General features: G+C 67.4%; 22 protein-coding genes. 8 read left to right on the forward strand and 14 right to left on the reverse strand.

The annotated features are described in order from the left end of the window. Both Q0L89_RS07575 and aat read left to right on the forward strand, forming a co-directional pair. The coding region (locus Q0L89_RS07575; protein ID WP_296763549.1) for an ATP-grasp domain-containing protein at positions 1-1,055 on the forward strand (1,055 nt) is incomplete at its 5' end. Between the two features lie 47 nt (positions 1,056-1,102). Beyond that, positions 1,103-1,753, forward strand: coding sequence for a leucyl/phenylalanyl-tRNA--protein transferase (gene aat, locus Q0L89_RS07580; RefSeq protein WP_296763550.1), 651 nt, complete (start codon positions 1,103-1,105; stop codon positions 1,751-1,753). Here the strand turns inward: aat and Q0L89_RS07585 are convergent. The 6 genes from Q0L89_RS07585 to Q0L89_RS07610 form a co-directional block, all read right to left on the reverse strand. Beyond that, positions 1,717-2,082 carry a DUF2155 domain-containing protein gene (locus Q0L89_RS07585; RefSeq protein WP_296763551.1) on the reverse strand — a complete coding sequence of 122 codons (366 nt, stop codon included), beginning with the start codon at positions 2,080-2,082 and terminating at the stop codon, positions 1,717-1,719. The genes aat and Q0L89_RS07585 overlap by 37 nt on opposite strands. Before the next feature lie 14 nt (positions 2,083-2,096). Then, on the reverse strand, positions 2,097-2,546 hold the full coding sequence (mlaD, locus tag Q0L89_RS07590; protein WP_296763552.1) for an outer membrane lipid asymmetry maintenance protein MlaD: 450 nt from the start codon (positions 2,544-2,546) through the stop codon (positions 2,097-2,099). A gap of 13 nt (positions 2,547-2,559) precedes the next feature. Continuing rightward, positions 2,560-2,943, reverse strand: a complete 384-nt coding sequence (locus tag Q0L89_RS07595; protein ID WP_296763553.1) for an NADH:ubiquinone oxidoreductase subunit NDUFA12 — start codon at positions 2,941-2,943, stop codon at positions 2,560-2,562. Positions 2,944-3,136: 193 nt separating this feature from the next. Continuing rightward, a complete protein-coding gene (gene clpX / locus Q0L89_RS07600; RefSeq protein WP_296763554.1) occupies positions 3,137-4,402 on the reverse strand; it encodes an ATP-dependent Clp protease ATP-binding subunit ClpX in 1,266 nt (421 codons plus the stop codon). A gap of 161 nt (positions 4,403-4,563) precedes the next feature. Further along, complete coding sequence (locus tag Q0L89_RS07605) at positions 4,564-5,208, reverse strand: ATP-dependent Clp protease proteolytic subunit (protein ID WP_296763555.1); 645 nt, start codon at positions 5,206-5,208, stop codon at positions 4,564-4,566. Positions 5,209-5,460: 252 nt separating this feature from the next. Next, on the reverse strand, positions 5,461-6,372 hold the full coding sequence (locus Q0L89_RS07610; protein WP_296763556.1) for a MoxR family ATPase: 912 nt from the start codon (positions 6,370-6,372) through the stop codon (positions 5,461-5,463). Positions 6,373-6,616: 244 nt separating this feature from the next. Here Q0L89_RS07610 and Q0L89_RS07615 point away from each other — a divergent pair, with 244 nt between their 5' ends. The 4 genes from Q0L89_RS07615 to Q0L89_RS07630 all read left to right on the forward strand — a co-directional run bounded on the left by Q0L89_RS07615 (position 6,617) and on the right by Q0L89_RS07630 (position 11,022). Then, entirely contained in the window at positions 6,617-7,603 is a 987-nt protein-coding gene (locus Q0L89_RS07615) for a phosphoadenosine phosphosulfate reductase (protein WP_296763557.1), read from the forward strand. Between the two features lie 51 nt (positions 7,604-7,654). Further along, complete coding sequence (gene pyrC / locus Q0L89_RS07620) at positions 7,655-8,695, forward strand: dihydroorotase (protein ID WP_296763558.1); 1,041 nt, start codon at positions 7,655-7,657, stop codon at positions 8,693-8,695. Between the two features lie 345 nt (positions 8,696-9,040). Further along, on the forward strand, positions 9,041-10,372 hold the full coding sequence (locus Q0L89_RS07625; RefSeq protein WP_296763559.1) for an ethylbenzene dehydrogenase-related protein: 1,332 nt from the start codon (positions 9,041-9,043) through the stop codon (positions 10,370-10,372). An 80-nt stretch (positions 10,373-10,452) separates the two neighbouring features. Further along, positions 10,453-11,022, forward strand: coding sequence for a NapC/NirT family cytochrome c (locus Q0L89_RS07630; protein ID WP_296763560.1), 570 nt, complete (start codon positions 10,453-10,455; stop codon positions 11,020-11,022). A gap of 306 nt (positions 11,023-11,328) precedes the next feature. Here Q0L89_RS07630 and Q0L89_RS07635 read toward each other — a convergent pair whose 3' ends face one another. The 6 genes from Q0L89_RS07635 to xseA all read right to left on the reverse strand — a co-directional run bounded on the left by Q0L89_RS07635 (position 11,329) and on the right by xseA (position 15,651). Then, positions 11,329-11,868: a DsbE family thiol:disulfide interchange protein gene (locus Q0L89_RS07635; RefSeq protein WP_296763561.1), complete on the reverse strand. Its 540-nt coding sequence runs from the start codon at positions 11,866-11,868 to the stop codon at positions 11,329-11,331. Beyond that, entirely contained in the window at positions 11,855-12,019 is a 165-nt protein-coding gene (ccmD, locus tag Q0L89_RS07640; protein ID WP_296763562.1) for a heme exporter protein CcmD, read from the reverse strand. The genes Q0L89_RS07635 and ccmD overlap by 14 nt, the downstream gene beginning before the upstream one ends. Next, positions 12,019-12,750 (reverse strand): heme ABC transporter permease, encoded by a 732-nt coding sequence (locus tag Q0L89_RS07645; protein WP_296763563.1) that lies wholly within the window; start codon positions 12,748-12,750, stop codon positions 12,019-12,021. Before Q0L89_RS07645 ends, ccmD begins: the two co-directional genes overlap by 1 nt. A 39-nt stretch (positions 12,751-12,789) precedes the next feature. Continuing rightward, entirely contained in the window at positions 12,790-13,446 is a 657-nt protein-coding gene (gene ccmB / locus Q0L89_RS07650; RefSeq protein ID WP_296763564.1) for a heme exporter protein CcmB, read from the reverse strand. Continuing rightward, positions 13,443-14,060, reverse strand: coding sequence for a heme ABC exporter ATP-binding protein CcmA (gene ccmA / locus Q0L89_RS07655; protein ID WP_296763565.1), 618 nt, complete (start codon positions 14,058-14,060; stop codon positions 13,443-13,445). Before ccmA ends, ccmB begins: the two co-directional genes overlap by 4 nt. Positions 14,061-14,142: 82 nt before the next feature. Further along, positions 14,143-15,651, reverse strand: a complete 1,509-nt coding sequence (xseA, locus tag Q0L89_RS07660; RefSeq protein WP_296763566.1) for an exodeoxyribonuclease VII large subunit — start codon at positions 15,649-15,651, stop codon at positions 14,143-14,145. Positions 15,652-15,725: 74 nt separating this feature from the next. Here xseA and purD point away from each other — a divergent pair, with 74 nt between their 5' ends. Further along, positions 15,726-17,018 carry a phosphoribosylamine--glycine ligase gene (gene purD, locus Q0L89_RS07665; RefSeq protein ID WP_296763567.1) on the forward strand — a complete coding sequence of 431 codons (1,293 nt, stop codon included), beginning with the start codon at positions 15,726-15,728 and terminating at the stop codon, positions 17,016-17,018. 13 nt (positions 17,019-17,031) lie between these two features. Here purD and Q0L89_RS07670 read toward each other — a convergent pair whose 3' ends face one another. Then, complete coding sequence (locus tag Q0L89_RS07670; RefSeq protein WP_296763568.1) at positions 17,032-17,442, reverse strand: SufE family protein; 411 nt, start codon at positions 17,440-17,442, stop codon at positions 17,032-17,034. Positions 17,443-17,571: 129 nt separating this feature from the next. Here Q0L89_RS07670 and Q0L89_RS07675 point away from each other — a divergent pair, with 129 nt between their 5' ends. Next, complete coding sequence (locus Q0L89_RS07675) at positions 17,572-18,072, forward strand: hypothetical protein (RefSeq protein ID WP_296763569.1); 501 nt, start codon at positions 17,572-17,574, stop codon at positions 18,070-18,072. A gap of 27 nt (positions 18,073-18,099) precedes the next feature. Here the strand turns inward: Q0L89_RS07675 and Q0L89_RS07680 are convergent. Continuing rightward, positions 18,100-18,760, reverse strand: a 661-nt coding sequence (locus Q0L89_RS07680) for an HRDC domain-containing protein (RefSeq protein ID WP_296763571.1), incomplete at its 5' end; no start/stop codon positions are given.

Here is an 18,760-nt window from a genome sequence, read left to right on the forward strand (position 1 = left end):
GCCTGACCTTCATCGGCCCGACCGCCGAACACATCCGCGTCATGGGCGACAAGATCACCGCCAAGGAAACGATGAAGAATCTCGGCGTGCCGTGCGTTCCGGGCTCCGAGGGCGGCGTGGCCGACCTCGCCCAGGCCCGTGCGCTGGCCGATGACATGGGCTATCCGGTGATCGTCAAGGCCACCGCTGGCGGCGGCGGGCGCGGCATGAAGGTGGCCGAGACCGCCGCCGACATGGAAAGCGCGTTCCTGACCGCGCGCTCGGAATCGAAGGCCGCCTTCGGCAACGACGAGGTCTATATCGAGAAGTACCTGCAGACGCCCCGACATATCGAGGTGCAGGTCTTCGGCGACGGCAAGGGCGGCGCCGTGCATCTGGGCGAGCGCGACTGCTCGCTCCAGCGGCGCCACCAGAAGGTTCTGGAAGAGGCCCCCGGCCCCACCATCACGCCCGAGGAGCGCGCCCGCATTGGCAAGATTTGCGCCGACGCGGTCGCCAGCATCAACTATGCCGGCGCCGGCACGATCGAGTTTCTCTACGAGGACGGCGCGTTCTACTTCATCGAGATGAACACCCGCTTGCAGGTCGAGCACCCGGTGACCGAGGCGGTGTTCGGCGTCGACCTGGTGCGCGAACAGATCCGCGTCGCCGAAGGCTGGCCGATGTCGTTCACCCAGGATGAGCTGCACCTGAACGGCCACGCCATCGAGGTGCGCATCAACGCCGAGAAACTGCCCAATTTCTCGCCCTGCCCCGGCACCATCACCCAGTATCACGCCCCCGGCGGCCTGGGCATACGCATGGACAGCGCGCTTTACGACGGCTACCGGATACCGCCCTTTTACGACAGCCTGATCGGCAAGCTGATCGTCCACGGACGCGACCGCACCGAGGCGCTGGCGCGACTGAACCGGGCCCTGGGCGAGCTGATCGTGGATGGTGTCGACACCACCGTGCCGCTGTTTCACGCCCTGCTGGCCGAACCCGACCTGCAAAGCGGCAACTACAACATCCACTGGCTGGAACACTGGCTGGAAACCAACATGGGCGGCTGACGGGCCGCCCCTTGCCTATCGCGCGCCGACCCGGCGCCGCCCTGCTCATGCCCCGCGACGACGACCCTGCCATCACGCCCGATCTTGTCCTGCACGCCTATGCGTCGGGCATCTTTCCGATGGCCGAGCACCGCGACGACGACGAGCTGTTCTGGGTCGATCCGCGTCGTCGCGGCATCCTCCCGCTCGACGGCTTCCACATATCGCGCTCGCTGGCGCGGCGCCTGCGGCAGGGGGGGTACGACATCCGCGTCGACAGCGATTTCGCCGCCGTGATCGACGCCTGTGCCGACCGCGAACAGACCTGGATCAACGCGCAGATCCGCGATCTGTTTTGCCGGCTGCACGACATGGGCCATGCCCATTGCCTGGAGGTCCGGCAGGATGGTGTACTGGTGGGCGGGGTATACGGCCTGGCCCTTGGGGGCGCCTTTTTCGGCGAAAGCATGTTCTCGCGGCGCACAGACGGGTCGAAAATCGCGCTGGCCTACCTGGTCGACAGGTTGCGCCGCGGTGGATTCATCCTGTTCGACACGCAGTTCGTGACGCCGCACCTCGCCTCTCTCGGCGGTATCGAGATTCCGCGCGCCCGCTACCGCCGCGCCCTGGCCGAGGCGTTGACCCACGACGCGGACTTCAACGCCCCGCCGCCCGCCACCGCTCAGGAGGTGGTGCAGCGCAACACCCACACGTCGTAGCGCGGGTGATCGAGCGGATTGAGCGCCGGAGAGCTGGCCAGCATCCAGCCGGCGAATTCCGGCGCCGTGGCGGTTTCTTCGCGTATCGTCAGGTAGGCATAGGCCTCGCCGGCGGGGTTGTCGGTCGGGTAGCGGCATTCGCGCAAGCTGATCCGCAACCGGTGGAACGACGCCGCCTCGCCCTCGCGCAACTCGATATCGCGGGTGGTGCCTTCCATCCGGTCAAGCGTGCGCAGAACCGCGCCGGTGCCGGTGCTGACCGGTTTCTCATCCTGGCCCTGGGCGGCCACCGCGCCGGCCAGCGCCGCCGCCACTATCGCCGGAATCATGCCCCGCCGTGCAATCATTGCTCGGACCCGCTGACGAATTTCATCAGCAGAGAGACCAGGCTGACAGCGCCCTGGGTATCCTCGATCTCGGCGCCCGGGTCGAAATAGAACAGCGACCCGCCCGGCACGACTTCGACGAAATTGCCCCCCAGAAGCCCCTCGGACGCGATCACGATGGAACTGTCGTCGGGGATCTTGACCCCCTCGCGCACCCGGATCGTGGTTTCGGCGCGATAGGTTTGCGGGTTGAGCGCGATCTGCGTCACGGCCCCGATCTTGACGCCGGCAAGGCGCACGTCGCTGCCCACGTTCACACCTTCCAGTGACCGGAAAGAAGCGGTCAGCGGATACCCGCGCTCCGTCGTCGTCGAAAGCCCCGTTACCTGCGACGCATAACCCAGAAAGCCGATCGCGATCGCCAGCACCGCGCCGCCGGTGATGACTTCGGTGGTGTTCTCCGACATGACGGCGCCGCCCCTATTGCGGTTTCCAGGCCTCGTAGTCGCGGGCCTCCTGCGGATGCGCGCGCCGGATCGACCCGCTCGGCGCATAGGCCATCGCCGTGCCGGTCAGGTTTTCCTGGTGCGGTTTTTCCCACGGCTTATGGCGCAGCGGCGCCTCGCTTGGCACCTCGTCGAAGGTGTGATGCAACCATCCGTGCCAGTCGGGGCTGATCCGGCTGGCCTCGACCTCGCCGTTATAGATGACCCAGCGGCGCGTGCCGTCGCCACTGATGTAGAACTTGTTGCCCTGCTCGTCCTCGCCCACCTTTTCGCCGTATCGCCAAGTGTAAAGCTGGGTGGTGAGCGTCTGACCGTTCCACCAGGTCACGGCGCGCAGAAGAGTATTGAGAATGCCCATCGGGACCTCCGCCTCGTTTCCCGTCCGATATGACCGATTTGCGCGCAAAGGTCCAGTGGCGCGCGCCCTCAATCGCCATCCGCGGCGACGGGGGCAGAGCCCCCGCCAAGGCCGTCGCCCACCAACGAAACCGGCGGACCCCTAAGAGGGGCCCGCCTCGCCTCGCTACTCGTGCCGTCAGCGCCTCGGGGGCTCAGCCGGCGCTGGCGCTTTCCTTCTTGTCCTCGGCGTAGATCATCAACGGCGGAACGCCGTGGGTCACCGATTCCTCGTTGACCACCACTTCGACCACGCCCTCGGCGCCGGGCAACTCGAACATCGTGTCGAGCAGGATGCCCTCCAGGATCGAGCGCAGCCCCCGCGCGCCGGTCTTGCGCGCGATCGCCCGTTTGGCAATCGCCTTGAGCGCGTCATCGGTGAAGGAAAGCTCGGCTTCCTCCAGCTCGAACAGGCGCTGGTACTGCTTGACCAGGGCGTTCTTGGGCTCTGTCAGGATGGTGACCAGCGCGTCCTCGTCCAGGTCCTCCAGCGTCGCGATAACGGGCAGGCGCCCGACGAACTCGGGGATCAGCCCGAACTTCAGCAAGTCCTCGGGCTCCAGATCCTTCAACATCTTGCCGGCATTGCCCTCGTCGGGATCCTTGACATCGGCACCGAACCCCATGGCGCTGCCCTTGCCGCGCTGCGCGATGATCCGGTCGAGGCCGGAAAACGCCCCGCCGACGATGAACAGGATGTTGGTGGTATCCACCTGCAGGAATTCCTGCTGCGGGTGCTTGCGCCCGCCCTGTGGCGGCACGCTGGCGACGGTGCCTTCCATCATCTTCAGCAGCGCCTGCTGCACCCCCTCGCCCGACACGTCGCGGGTGATCGAGGGGTTTTCCGACTTACGGGTGATCTTGTCGATCTCGTCGATATAAACGATGCCGCGCTGCGCGCGCTCGACGTTGTATTCGCTTGATTGCAACAGCTTGAGGATGATGTTCTCGACATCCTCGCCCACATATCCCGCCTCGGTCAGCGTTGTGGCGTCGGCCATGGTGAACGGCACATCGAGGATGCGCGCCAGCGTCTGCGCCAGCAGCGTCTTGCCGCAACCCGTGGGCCCGATCAGCAGGATGTTCGATTTGGACAGCTCGATATCGCTGCTCTTGGCGGAATGGTTGAGCCGCTTGTAGTGGTTGTGCACCGCGACCGAAAGCACCCGCTTGGCGCGCGCCTGCCCGATCACGTAATCGTCGAGCACCGCGCAGATATCGCCGGGCGCCGGCACGCCCTCGGTCGATTTCAATCCGGCCGATTTCGTTTCCTCGCGGATGATGTCCATGCACAGCTCGACGCATTCGTCGCAGATGAACACCGTCGGTCCGGCAATCAGCTTTCGCACCTCGTGCTGGCTCTTGCCGCAGAAGCTGCAATAGAGGGTGTTCTTGCTGTCGCCGCTTGAATTCGTTGCCATATCGTTCCTTTCGGCCTCGCTCATCGGCTGCTTCCACCGCGTCCGGACGGTGCGCAGGTTTTCAGGTCCCAGCCTAGGTCAGGCCCAAGCCGGTCACAACGTCAAATTCATCACCCATCACCCAAGCGTGATCCTGGTGCGCAACGTCGCCCCGGTGCGCGTCAGCCTTCCTTGCCGCCGTCCGCATCCTCGGCCGCCTCGCGGCTGGCGACGATCTCGTCGACCAGGCCCCAGTCGCGGGCGTCCTCGGGCGACATGAAATGGTCGCGCTCCAGCGCCTTCTCGACATTGTCGAGCGTCTGCCCGGTGTGTCTGACATAGATCTCGTTGAGACGCTTTTTCAGCTTCAGCGTTTCTTCGGCGTGAATCATGATGTCGGTCGCCTGGCCCTGATAGCCGCCCGACGGCTGGTGCACCATGATGCGGCTGTTGGGCAGCGAATAGCGCATCCCCTTGGCACCCGCCGTCAGCAGCAGCGACCCCATCGAGGCCGCCTGCCCGATCACCAGCGTGCTGACCTTGGGCTTGATGTACTGCATCGTGTCGTAGATCGACAGCCCGCTGGTGACCACACCGCCGGGGCTGTTGATATACATGCTGATTTCCTTGCTGGGGTTTTCGGCCTCCAGGTGCAGGAGCTGTGCCACGATCAGGCTGGACATCCCATCATGGACCGGCCCGCTGACGAAGATGATCCGCTCTTTCAGCAGCCGCGAGAAGATGTCGTAGGCGCGTTCGCCGCGGCTGGTCTGCTCGACCACCATGGGAACCAAAGTGTTCATGTAGGTCTCGAAAGGGTCAGTCATTTCCGCCTGCCTGCAAGTGAGGGGTCATCGTTGATCACCAAGTGATAACGGAGTCTTAGTGTCGCGCCCACCGAGCCGCAAGGGGCCGACCCGCAATAATCTGCCCGCGCAGCGTGCCGCAGGAAGGGGCGGCCTCGGGTCCGCGACCGCACATGCACCGCACACGCCGGCTGATTCATCCGGCCACATCTATCCCCGGAGCGGGAAGAGTGGCGCCAGGCGACGGGGGCAGCGCCCCGGCCCGGCCGCCGGTCATTGCGCCGCGTCGATGCCGGTGCGCGCCTCGTCCAGCAGGCGCCTGGCCTCGGACCCTTGCAGCCGCGCGATGTCGTCCTGGTATTTCAGCAACGCGCCCAGGGTGTCGGCGATCACCTCGGGGCTGAGGCTGATCACGTCCAGCGCCAGCAGGCACTTGGCCCAGTCGATGGTTTCGGCCACGCCCGGTTTCTTGAACAGGTCCTCGGTGCGCAACCGCTGCACGAAGGCCACCACCTCGCGCGACAGCGCCTCCGACGCTTCCGGCGCCCGGGCGCGCAGGATCTCCATCTCACGCTCGAAGTCCGGGTAATCCACCCAGTGATACAGGCACCGCCGCTTGAGCGCGTCGTGCACCTCGCGGGTGCGGTTCGAGGTCAGGATCACGATCGGCGGCTCGGGCGCACGCACGGTGCCCAGTTCGGGGATGGTGACCTGGAAATCGCTCAGCGCCTCCAGCAGGAACGCCTCGAACGGCTCGTCGGTGCGGTCGACCTCGTCGATCAGCAGCACCGGCGCGCCCTCGGGCTGCGGGCGCATGGCCTGCAACAGCGGCCGCTCGATCAGGTAATCTTCTGAAAACAGTTCCGATTTCAGCGCCGCGCGATCCCCGCCGCCGGCTGCTTCCATGGTGCGGATGGCGATCATCTGCGCTGCGAAGTTCCACTCGTAGACGGCGCTCGCGGCATCGAGCCCCTCGTAGCATTGCAACCGGATCAGCCTCCGCCCGTGCGCGGCGGCGATGGCCTTGGCGATCTCGGTCTTTCCGGTGCCGGCCTCGCCCTCCAGAAACAGCGGTCGGCCAAGGCGCAGCGACAGGAAAACCACCGTTGCCAGCGCCCGCCCGCAGACGTAATCCTGCCCGGCCAGCGCCGCCTGTACCGAGTCGATCGATTCCACATCTGCCATGGCGGCCCCTCGATAGAATTGCCAGATCGGCGGGTCGGTCGCACCGCACCGCGCAAGGCCGAACAGTTGCAAGCCGGGCGCCGCGCCGTCAAGCCGCGGCGTTTCGGACCGGGCAGGCATGCGGTCGAACAATAGCCCGGAAACAGCACCATTTTTTCCAAGTTTCGCCCCATTGCCCGCATAGCCTGCTTTCCAAGGACGCCGCACCACAGGCGCCGACAAGAACACCGCAAGGACGAGTAACATGTCAGATACGCCACGATTGACCGAGACCTCCCTCGCCGGGCTTGGGCGCGACGACTGGCTCAACGCCGTCGCCGGGGTCATCGGCCCCCATGGCGGCCTCGAATCGCTCGGCCCCGACCACAACGCGGCGCTGGTGCGCGCCGGCGACACGCTGCTTGTCACCTTCGAAAGCATCCAGGGCATCGCGGCGCTTTCAGACACCGCGCACCCCCTGGGCTGGGAACTGGCCGAGGCGTGGGGCTGGTCCCACCTGGCCCTGATCAGCGACGGCGACACCTGGTTTCGGGATCGCGCGGTTTACGGCTATTTCGACCGGCTGGTCGATGACGGCTTCTTCGAGGAATTCGACCGCGTCATCTACTACGGCGCCGGCCCCTGCGGCTATGCCGCCGCCGCCTTCTCGGTCGCCGCGCCGGGTGCACGGGTGCTGGCAGTCCAGCCGCAGGCCACGCTCGATGCGCGGCTGACGGAATGGGACGACCGGTTCGTGCACATGCGCCGTACCTCGTTCAGCGACCGCTACGGCTATGCCCCCGACATGCTGGATGCGGCGGATCACGCCTTCATCCTTTACGACCCCTACGAGACGCTCGACGCCATGCACGCGACGCTGTTCGAGGCGCCCAACGTGACCCGGCTGCGCCTGCGCAACATGGGCGGCGCGATCCAGGGCGACCTGATCGCGCTCGACCTGCTTTACCCGCTGGTCGAAGCGGTGGCCGACGAGACGCTCACGCGCCCGCGCTTCGCCGAAATACTGCGTCGTCGGCGCAATCACGGGCCCTACATCCAGCGCCTGATGGCCCGGCTCGCCGCACAGGACCGTCCGATGCTGGAAATGGCGGTGTGCCGCAACGCCCTGACGCGGATTCGCGGACCGCGGATTCGGCGCCGCCTGCGGGTGCTGGAACAAAAGTTCGCCCCGCCCGAGGATACCGACAGCCCCGGTGACGGCGGCGGCGAGAGCGGCGGCGACGACGCCTGAGCCCCAGACGCCGCTGGCGCGGGACGTGCATGTGCTGTATTGACTCGGCGCATGCGCACCACGATCACCCTGCCCCGCCCCGACGACTGGCACCTGCACCTGCGCGATGACGCGATGATGCGCGCGGTGCTGCCCGCGACGGCGCGCCATTTCGCCCGCGCCATCGTCATGCCCAACCTGGTGCCGCCGGTGGTGACCGGCGCGCAGGCCACAAGCTACCGCGCCCGGATCATGGCGGCCCTGCCCGACGGCATGACGTTCGAGCCGCTGATGACCCTCTACCTGACCGAGGACACAGACCCTGACGACGTGGCCGCCGCCCATGCCGAAGGCCTGATCGCGGCGGTCAAGCTCTACCCGGCGGGGGCGACCACCAACTCGGCCTCGGGGGTGCGCGATTTCGACCGCATCCGCCCGGTGCTCGAGCGCATGGCCGAGATCGGCTGCCCCTTGTGCGTACACGGTGAGGTGACCGACCCGGGCGTCGACATCTTCGACCGCGAGGCGGTGTTCATCGACCGCGTGCTCGACCCGATCCGCCGCGCCACGCCCGACCTGCGCGTGGTGATGGAACACATCACCACCGCCGACGGCGTGGACTACGTCAAATCCGCCGATACCGGGCTGGGCGCCACCATCACCACGCATCACCTGGTCATCAACCGCAACCACATCCTGGCGGGCGGGATCAGGCCGCATTACTACTGCCTGCCGGTCGCCAAGCGCGAAAAGCACCGCCTGGCCCTGCGTGCCGCCGCTACCGGGGGCGACGCGCGGTTCTTCCTGGGCACCGACAGTGCCCCGCATACCGACGCCAACAAGCTCAGCCCCTGCGGCTGCGCCGGCTGCTTCACGGCCCCGAACACCCTGCCGATCCTGGCGCATGTGTTCGAGCAAGAGGATGCGCTGGACCGCCTCGAAGGGTTCGCCTCGCGCCACGGGGCGGAATTCTATCGCCTGCCGGTAAATGGCGACACGATCACCCTGACGAAGGGCACGCCGGAGCCGGGGCCGGCCCGTATCGACACGCCGGACGGCGTTGTCACCGTGTTCGACCCGGGATTCGACCTGGCCTGGCGCGTCGCCGACTGAGGCCGGGGCGCCCGACCGGGGCGCCGCGACCGTTCACTCCAGCCGCCGCCCCGTTTCGGGGGCGAACAGGTGCAGGTTTTCGGGCACCACCGCCAGACCCATCGTCTCGCCAGGGCGCGGCAGCGCCGCGCCGGTCAGGCTGGGGCCGGGGCTTGAGTCGCACCTGCCAAAAAGAGCCGTCCAAGATTTTCATTGTTCATTAACCCAGATCAACGCTGCGGTGATTTCTTTGATCTAAAGATTCCGTGTCTTCATAAGCCGTCATTGATGGCCACCGCTTCAGAAAGCTCTGCCTCGCTGATGGTCGTTGGAAACAACGGGACATACATCATAGGAGGCTATCCAATGAAACGACGGATGACATCAACGGCAGTGCTCGGGCTGGGAGCTGTCGCCGCGCTCGGCTGGGCCGGGGCGGCGCAAGCCGAACCGCCGGCGGACTGGTCGGCAATCCCAACAGAGACGGTAACCCTGTTCTATCCGGGGCAGAGTTCCTATGACTGGCTGCGTAGTTCGGACCACAAACGCGCTTTCACGAAGGTGGCTGAGGGCGACGCCTGCGCGTCCTGCCACGAGGGCGAAGAGGCGGATATGGGGGAATTCATCGCCTCGGGCGAGCGCCTGGAGCCTGCCCCGATCGAAGGCAAGAACGGCAGCGTCGATCTGAAAGTCCAGGTCGCCTACGACGACGAGAACGCCTATTTCCGCTTCCGGTGGCCGACCCAGATGGACCGTCCCGGCCAGATGCACAGCTACATCCGCTACGATGGTGAGGGCTGGAAATTCTACGGCGGCCCGCGCTCGTCGGCGGAAGTGCGCAGCGGCGAAGAGCCGCCGCTCTACGAGGACCGGCTGGCGATTATGGTCGATGACGGCTCGGTGCCGATGTTTGCCGAGCAGGGCTGTTGGCTTTCGTGCCACACCGGCATGCGCGACATGCCCGAGGAGCCGACCAGGGATGAGATCGCAGCAAACCCTGTTCTGGGTAGCGACGGGCTGAACAAGGGCGATATCCGCAAGTATCTGCTCTCATCGCGCACCGACGAGGAAGCGAGCTGGGACGCCACCAAGACGGCCGAAGAGATCGCCGAGATCAAGGCGCATGGCGGGTTCGTCGACCTGATGCAATGGCGGGCTGCGCGCAGCGCGATCGTCGACATGGCTGACGACGGATACGTCCTCGAATACCGCCTGTCCGACGCCGGCAAAGGCCCGTATAGCTGGAACGTCGACCGCAAGACCATGACGCCGAAATACATGTTCGACGCCAGCGAGGTCGGCGTGAAGGCAATCACCGTGGACGATATCGGCGACCCGTCGAAGCCCTACGCGCTGGTCCGCGAGGCGAACGCGGCGCCCTACGACCCTGATGCAGGCTGGAAGGAAGGCGACGTGCTGCCCGGTCGGCTGGTGAGCCGCGTCGATGCCAAGGGCTCGGCCGCCGACAACAACCAGGTGACGAGCGAATGGAAAGAGGGCGTCTGGACCGTCGTCTTCACCCGCAAGATGAACACGGGCCACCCCGAGGACGACAAGATTCTCGAGGAAGGCAAGTCTTACACCTACGGGTTTGCGGTTCACGACGACAACGTCACCACCCGCTTCCACTTCGTCGGCTTCCCGCGCTCGATCGGGTTTGGCGCTGACGGTGACATTGAGGCAACGAAGCTGCCCTGAGCAACTGCCAAGGGCCTCCGGGGCCGGTGCGCGTATGCGCCGGCCCCTCCCCAGGAAACATAGCAACGGGCGGAGACAACATGCGTGTCTTGAAATGGATTGGCGGGCTCGCGGGCTTTGCCGCACTCATCGGCCTCACCGTCGGCGTGCTGGTCGGAGCGCCGGTCGCGGACGGCGTCGACCGCTATTTCTCCTCGAACAAGTTTTGTGCCAATACCTGCCACGTCATGACGGCCACCGTCGCGGCCGAGTTGAAGGAATCGGCGCACGGAACGACGAAGACCGGCGTCGTGCCACAATGCAAGGACTGCCATATCTCCGAGAACCTGCTCGGCGCCTATGTCGACCACATCAAGGGGACGCGCGATCTCTATTCCAGCGTCATCAAGGGTATCGACACGGTCGAGGAGTTCGAGGGGATCCGCTTCGACGCCGCCAACCGGGTACGCATGGACTTCGTCGCCAACGACAGCGAGAACTGCCGTAGTTGCCACGTGATGGAGAAGATCCAGCCGGAGCGCACACGCGGCCAGCGCCAACACGTCGAAGCGAAGGAAAAGAACATCACCTGCATAGTCTGCCATTACGACTTGGTGCATAAGTCGAGCCCGCTGTCCGACGAGTTCGAAGCGGTGGTCAGTTCGTACTGACTCGGCGCGACCGCAGGGGGTTATGAACCCCGACTTGTGCTGGGCGTCCGGGTAATCGTGCAGGCGGGCGCGATGCTCCGAGGGCTGTCCTTGCCGCCAAGGGGCGCATCGTCATGCCGGAGGCATGCCTACGGCATGACGATGCGCGGTGGCGCGGCCGCGCGCGCACAACCACCGCGCGCCGTGGTAACCCGGCCCCCGGCGGCCGTGGCACCGACGCGATACCGACAGGATACCGACGCGTTACCGCCCCGCATTTTCGCGCCGTTTCAAGGTGTTAACCGTCATTCGCCCGCGGGGGGCCACTCAACCGCCTCGCGCCCGCTCCATCGCCGGGCGCAGCGTGTTGTCGATCACCCGCTGTGTGATCGGCCCGGCATGGCGCATAACGATGCGGCCCTGCCCGTCGATCAGAAAGGTTTCAGGCACGCCGTAGACGCCCCACTCGAGCCCCATCTTGCCCTGTTCATCGGCCCCGATGGCGGCGAACGGGTTGCCCAGTTCATCGAGGAAGCCCAGCGCATCGGCGGGCTTGTCCTTGTAATTCACGCCGTAGATGGTGACGCCCTCGCCGGCCAGCTTTTCGAGGTTGGGGTGTTCCACCCGGCACGGCACGCACCACGACGCCCAGAAGTTGACCAGCGCGATCTCTCCGTCGCGCAGGTCGGCACCGTCGAACGGCGGCGCCTCGCCAAGCCGCGTCAGCGCCACGCCCGGCGCCTGTTTGCCAGTCAGCACGGAGGGTAGCTCGTCGGGGTTTTCGCGCGCCATGCCGAGCCAGAACATCACCGCGACCGCCACGAAGGCCAGTAGCGGCACCGCGATCATGGGTCTAATGCGTGCCATTGCCCCGCCCCCGATTCTCGACCTCTTCAAGGTCGCGTTTCACCCGGCGCGCGCGCAGCACGCTAACCACGATCAGCGCCACGATCAGCCCGATCGCCACCGCGTAGGACGACAGCACCGCACCCGCGTATTTCCCCAGTTCCGGCATCATCATCCCAGCCTTTCGCGTGCCTGAAGCGCGCGCATCCGCCGCGCACGTATTTCGGTCTGCGTGCGCAGGAACACCAGCGCGATGAACAGCAGCACGAACCCCGCGATGCACAGCAGCAGCGGGTAGTAAAACACGTCGGCGACATGTTCTTCCTTGTCCAGAGACAGCGACGCGCCCTGGTGCAGGCCCTGGTTCCAGAAATTCACCGCGTAGCGGCTGAGCAGCGCGAACACCGATCCGACAAGGCACAGCACGCTGGTCAAATCAGCGGCGGTGTCGTCGTTCTCGATCGCCGCCCACAGCGCCATGTAGCCCAGGTAGAACAGGAACAGGATCAGAAACGAGGTCAACCGCGGGTCCCACGCCCACCAGGTGCCCCACATCGGCTGCCCCCAGATGGCGCCGGTGACCAGCGCGATCACCGTCATCACCGCCCCCACCGGGGCCGCCGCCCGTGCCGCAAGGGCGCTGACGTGATGGCGCCGCACGATCCACACCAGCGAGGCCACCAGCATCATGATCCAGATGTTGATCGCCATCAGCGCGGCGGGCACGTGCAGGTAGATGATCTTGACCGTCGATCCCTGGCGGTAATCGTCGGGGGTGAAGAAAAAACCCCAGGCCAGCCCCGCCACCAGCGCCGCCAGCGCCGCCGTGGAGACCCATGGCAGAACGCGGTCGGTCGTCTCGATGAACTTCCTGGGGTTCGCGTATCGCCAGATCGACGCCATCTCTTGCCTCTCTCGCCCGGCTCTCCTGCCGGCGTTTTCCTATCGCAGATTGACCCGCAGCACCGCCGCCGACGCGAACGGAAGCACCGCGATCACGCCGAAACTGATCCCCGCCAGCATCAACATCGGCGTTGTCGTGTCCAGCCCCTCGGTGCCGCGGCGCGCCATTTCGGCGCCAAAGATGAGGGTCGGAACGTACAGCGGCAAGACCAGCAGCGACAACAGCAGACCGCCACGTTTGAGCCCTACCGTCAACGCCGCCCCGAAGGTGCCGATGACGCCGAGCGCCGGGGTGCCAAGGGCCAGCGACGCGACCAGCGGCACATACCCCGCCTGCGGCAGGCTCAGCAACAGCGCGAACAGCGGCGCCGCCACGATCAGCGGTACCGCCGATGTCAGCCAGTGCGCCAGCGCCTTGATGCTGACCGCCGCCTCCAGCGGCAGCGGCGAGGTTGCCAGCAGGTCCAGCGAGCCGTCCTCCCAGTCCAGCGCAAAGATGCGATCCAGCGACAGCAGGCAGGCCAGCAGCGCGCCCAGCCACAGGATGCCCGGCGCGATCCGCGCCAGCAGGGCACTTTGCGGGCCGACGCCGAAGGGCACCAGCGTCACCACGATCAGGAAGAACGCCAGCCCCAGCCCGAAGCCCCCGCCGGCGCGCACCGCCAGCCGCATGTCCCGACCCAGTAGCGCGATCACAGGAACGCCCCGTCGAAATCGTCCGGGGCCAGCGCCCGCGCCCGGTAAGGCCCGAGGTCGAGCACCCGCGCCTCCTCCAGACCAAGGTCGATATGCGTGGCCATCAGCGCCAGGCCGCCCCCGGCGAGGTGTGCGCGCACCGCGGCGGCGAACAGCCCCACCGCCTGCACGTCAAGCGACACCGTCGGCTCATCCAGAACCCAGACCGGGCGCCCGGTGACCACCATCCGCGCCAGCCCCAGCCGCCGTTTCTGCCCGGCCGAAAGCCCCCCCGCCGGCCGGTCGGCCAGCGCGTCCAGCTCGAAGGCATCAAGCGCCGGGCCGATATCGCCGGTGGCAAAGACATCCGCCCAGAATTCCAGGTTCTCGCGCACCGAAAGGGTGGCCTTGATGCCATCGGCATGGGCGGCATAGGCCATCGCCTCGCGCTCCAGCCCGATACGCCCGCCGATCGGCGGTTGCAGCCCGGCCACGGTACGCAACAGCGTCGTCTTGCCGATGCCGTTGGGGCCGCGCAGGATCAGCACCTCGCCCGCTGACACGGCAAAGCTGACGCCCTCCAGCACCGGCACGCCCCCGCGCGCCACGCCAAGATCCCGAACGGTCAATTCCATGCCGCTCACCTACCCTATCGCGCCGGGGCGCGAAAGCCGCCCGTGCGCGCGCACACGCGATATTTCGGCCGCCGCCGCGCGTTCACAGCAAGCTGCCCTGTTCGGGCGGCGTGTCGTCGCCGCGCCGCGCCTTGCGCGCCCGCCCGCCGGGGTCACCGACACGCAGCCGGCCATCGGCGAATTGCAGCTCCAGCGCGCCGGCCCGGGCGGCCTCGGCCTTGCGGGTCAGGACATGGTCGCCGCTCCAGACCACAACATAGCCGCGCGCCAGCGTCGCCTCGTAGCCCAGGGTTTCGCGCAACCGCTCGGTGGCCTCCAGCCGCCGGCGCCAGTCGCCTGTCTGGCGCGCAGCCACGGCGTGGAATCGCGCACTCACGTTGTCCAGATCGCTGCGACGGCGGCGCAGATCGGCGCGCAACGCATGCAGATTGAGCCGCGCCGCGGTATTCTCAAGCCGCTGCGCATCCGCCGCCACGGCGCGCCGCAGCAGGCCCGGGCGCAACGCGCCGGCGCTCTCCGACAGCCGCACCCGGCGCAGTTGCACCGAGCGGACCAGCCCCGCCGGCAGCCGCTCGGCGCAGGTATCGAGGCGCTGGCGCGGCCCGTCCAGCAGGCGCTCGGCGCGGGGCATGGCGCGGGCCAGGTCGCGCAGCCGCTGGCCGCGTTGCCCCACGGTCGTCGTTAGTGCCCGCACCAGGCGAGACGACTGCCCGTCAAGCCAGCTCAGCAGGTCCATGCGCACCGGTACAGCGATTTCCGCCGCCGCCGTAGGCGTGGGCGCGCGCTTGTCGGCCGCGAAGTCGATCAGCGTGGTGTCGGTTTCGTGCCCCACCGCCGAGATCAGCGGGATGTCGGAGGCGAAGGCGGCGCGCGCCACCTCTTCCTCGTTGAAGCCCCACAGATCTTCGATCGAGCCACCGCCGCGCGCCACGATCAGAACGTCGGGCCGCGGCAGCGCGCCGCCGAGCACCAGCGCGTTGAAGCCGCGGATCGCGCGCACCACCTCTGGCGCGCAGGCCGCGCCCTGCACCGCCACCGGCCAGATCAGCACCTTGCGGGGAAACCGCTCGCGCAGCCGGTGCAGGATGTCGCGAATCACCGCCCCCGAAGGCGATGTAACCACCCCGATCACCTCGGGCAGGAACGGCAATGCCGCCTTGTGCGACGCCTCGAACAGGCCCTCGGCGGCCAGCTTTTTCTTGCGCTGCTCCAGCATCGCCATCAGCGCGCCCTGCCCGGCGGGCTGGATATCCTCGATCACGATCTGGTATTTCGACTGCCCGCCGAAGGTGGTCAGGCGGCCGGTGGCGATCACCTCCATGCCTTCCTCGGGCTGGGTGCTCAGCCGCGCTGCCACCCCTTTCCAGATCACCCCGGCGATCACCGCGCGGTCGTCCTTGAGATCAAGGTACAGATGCCCCGAGCGCGGCCGCGCCACGCGCCCGACCTCGCCGCGCAGGCGGACATGGCCGAATTCGCCCTCGATCACGCGCTTGATCGCGCCCGACAGTTCGCTGACGCTGAATTCGGGGGCATTGCCGCCGTTGGGGCCCTCGGGGCCGTCCGGGCCATCGTCGATCAGGTCTGACATGCGCGCACCTTGTGTCTGACTGCGCGCCACCTTAGAACGCAGCGCAGCGAAGGCCAAGCAGGAGAGCGCCGACAATGAACATCCTGATCCTCGGCGGCGGGGGGCGCGAACACAGCCTGGCGTGGGCGGCGATGCAGAACCCCAAGTGCGACAAGCTGATCGTGGCGCCCGGCAATGCCGGTATCGCCGAAATCGCCGACTGCGCCGATCTCGACATCGAAAACGGCGCCGCCGTGACCGCGTTCTGCGAGGCCAACGCCATCGAGTTCGTGATCATCGGCCCCGAGGCGCCGCTGGCCGCCGGTATCGCCGACCGGCTGCGCGACGCGGGGCTGCTGGTGTTCGGCCCGGATGCGGGCGCGGCGCGGCTGGAGGCATCCAAGGCGTTCACCAAGGAAATCTGCGATGCCGTGGGCGCCCCCACGGCGCGCTACGCGCGCTTCACCGATGCCGACGCGGCGCGCGCCCATGTCCGCCAGACCGGCGCGCCGATCGTGGTCAAGGCCGACGGGCTGGCCGCCGGCAAGGGCGTGATCGTCGCCGAGACCGAGGCACAGGCGCTCGCGGCCATAGACGACATGTTCGGCGGCGAGTTCGGCACCGCCGGCGCCGAGGTGGTGATCGAGGAATTCATGGAGGGCGAGGAGGCGTCGTTCTTCGTGCTGGTGGACGGCGAAAACGTGCTGCCCATCGGCACCGCGCAGGACCACAAGCGCGCCGGCGAAGGCGACACCGGCCCCAACACCGGTGGCATGGGCGCCTATTCGCCCGCCCCGGTGATGACCGACGCGGTCGCGGAAAGGGCGCTTGAGCAGATCATCCGCCCCACCGTGGCCGAACTGGCCCGGCGCGGCACGCCCTATCGCGGGGTGCTTTACGCCGGGTTGATGATCAGCGACGGGCAGCCGCGGCTGGTGGAATACAACGTGCGCTTCGGCGACCCGGAGGCGCAGGTGCTGATGATGCGGCTGGGCGCGCAGGCGCTCGACCTGATGCAGGCGGCGGCCGCCGGCAAGCTGGCCGAAGCGCGCGTCAACTGGGCCGACGACCATGCCATGACCGTGGTCATGGCCGCCCGCGGCTACCCCGGTCCTTACGAGAAGGGCAGCGTCATCGGCGGGCTCGACGGCCTGCCGGAAGACGGCAACCGCATCTGCTTTCACGCCGGCACGGGCCGCCGCGACGGGCGCTTTGTCGCCAACGGGGGGCGGGTGCTGAACCTGACCGCGCGCGGGGCCACGCTGGCCGAGGCGCGCGATCGCGCCTATGCGATGGTGGACCGGATCGACTGGCCCGATGGGTTCTGCCGCCGCGATATCGGCTGGCGCGCACTTGAGGCGAAAACCGCGTACAATTCGGACGGCTGAATCGTACCGGGGGTTACGCGGCCTGCGCCGCGACGCTGCGGATGCGCTCGACCATCGCGCGCAGCCCGTTCGAGCGTTGCGCCGACAGGTGATCGTTGAGCCCCAGCCGCGCCAGTTCGGCGGGCGCGTCGACGCGCACCACCTCGGCGACCGGCAGATCGTTGTAGAGCGCGCGCAACACCGCGATCAGCCCGCGCACGATCATCGCATCGCTTTCGCCGTCGAACCGGAAGCGGCCCGACTCGATCGTCGAGTGCAGCCAGACCTGGCTGGCACAGCCCTCGACCTTGGTTGCCGGCACCCGCAGCGCGGGGTCGAGCGGCTCCATCTCCTTGCCTTTCTCGATCACGTAGCGGTAGCGGTCTTCCCAGTCGTCGAGAAACTCGAAATCGGCGACGATGTCCTCGAATGCCTGCGTTGCCATCGGCGGCCCCTCTCATAGCTGTGCCCCTGAGTTAGGGGTGGTGCGCGCAAAGGTCCAGCCCCGCCCTTGCGTCGGCGCCCATTGCCCGCGATAACGGCTCAACCAGTGGCCAAACCCGGAGCGAAGCTCATGCGCAGACCCATCACGCTATTCGTCGTCGCGGCGCTGACGCTGTCGGCTTGCGGAACGGTGCGCGAGTCGCGGCTCAACCCCTTCAACTGGTTCGGGCAGAGCCGGTCGGAAAGCGTCGAGCGTGTGCAAGAGACCAACCCGCTGATCCCGCAGCGCGCGGCACGCAAACAACGCCGCGACGCCCCCGTGCCCGGACCGCTGATCGCGCGGGTCACCGACATGACGGTCGACCGCGTCCCCGGCGGTGCAGTGATCAAGGCCGAGGGGCTGGCGGCAAGCGCCGGCGCCTTCGACGTGGTGCTGGTGGCGCGTGACAATGCCGACGCCGCCAAGCTGAGCTACGAGATGCGCGCCAGGTTGCCGGCCCGCGCGCCGCGGGGCGGCCCCGAGACCGGGCGCCGAGTCGTCGCCGCCGCTTCGGTGACCGACCAGAAACTACAGGGCATCCGCACCATCGAGGTGATCGGTCAGGACAACCTGCGCAGCGTGCGCCGCTGAGGCGCCGCCGCGGGTGACCCGGCCTGCCTAAAGCTCGACGATACGCACCGCCGACCCTTCGGCCGACAGCGCGATCTCGCCGGCGCACAGCCGCAGGGCATCGCGGCCGAACACCTCGTGCCGCCAACCGCCGAGCGCCGGCACGTCGCGCATGCCCCCGGCGATGGCATCCAGATCGGCCGCCGGCGCGACCAGCTTGGCCGCGACGCCCGATTCCTCGGATTTCATCTTCAGCAACACCCGCAGCAGGTCGGCCAATGCCGGGTTGACCTGCAACTTGTCGCGGCTGGTGTCGGTACGGGGGTAGTTTTCGGGCGGGCACTCGACCCCGGCCTTCACCGCGGCGAGGATGCCCTCGGCGATCTCGCCGCGCCGCGCCTCGCGCTGTACCAGCCGCGAACGCCCCAGATCGGCCATCGTGACCGGCTTGGTCGAGGCCAGTTCGATCAGCGCATCGTCCTTGAACACCCTCGAGCGCGGAACGTCGCGGCGCTGCGCGTACTCTTCGCGGAAGCGTGCCAGTTCGCGCACGATCGCAAGAAAGCGGCCCGAATGGGTGCGGGTCTTGACGCGCTTCCACGCGTCCTCGGGGAGGGTGTAATAGGTGGCCGGGTCGGTGAGCACGCGCAGTTCCTCGGCGACCCATTTCTCGCGCCCCATGCGGGCCAGTTCCGCCGACAGGTGTTCA

It is taken from the genome of Sediminimonas sp. (genome assembly GCF_024637375.1).
GTDB lineage: Bacteria > Pseudomonadota > Alphaproteobacteria > Rhodobacterales > Rhodobacteraceae > Sediminimonas.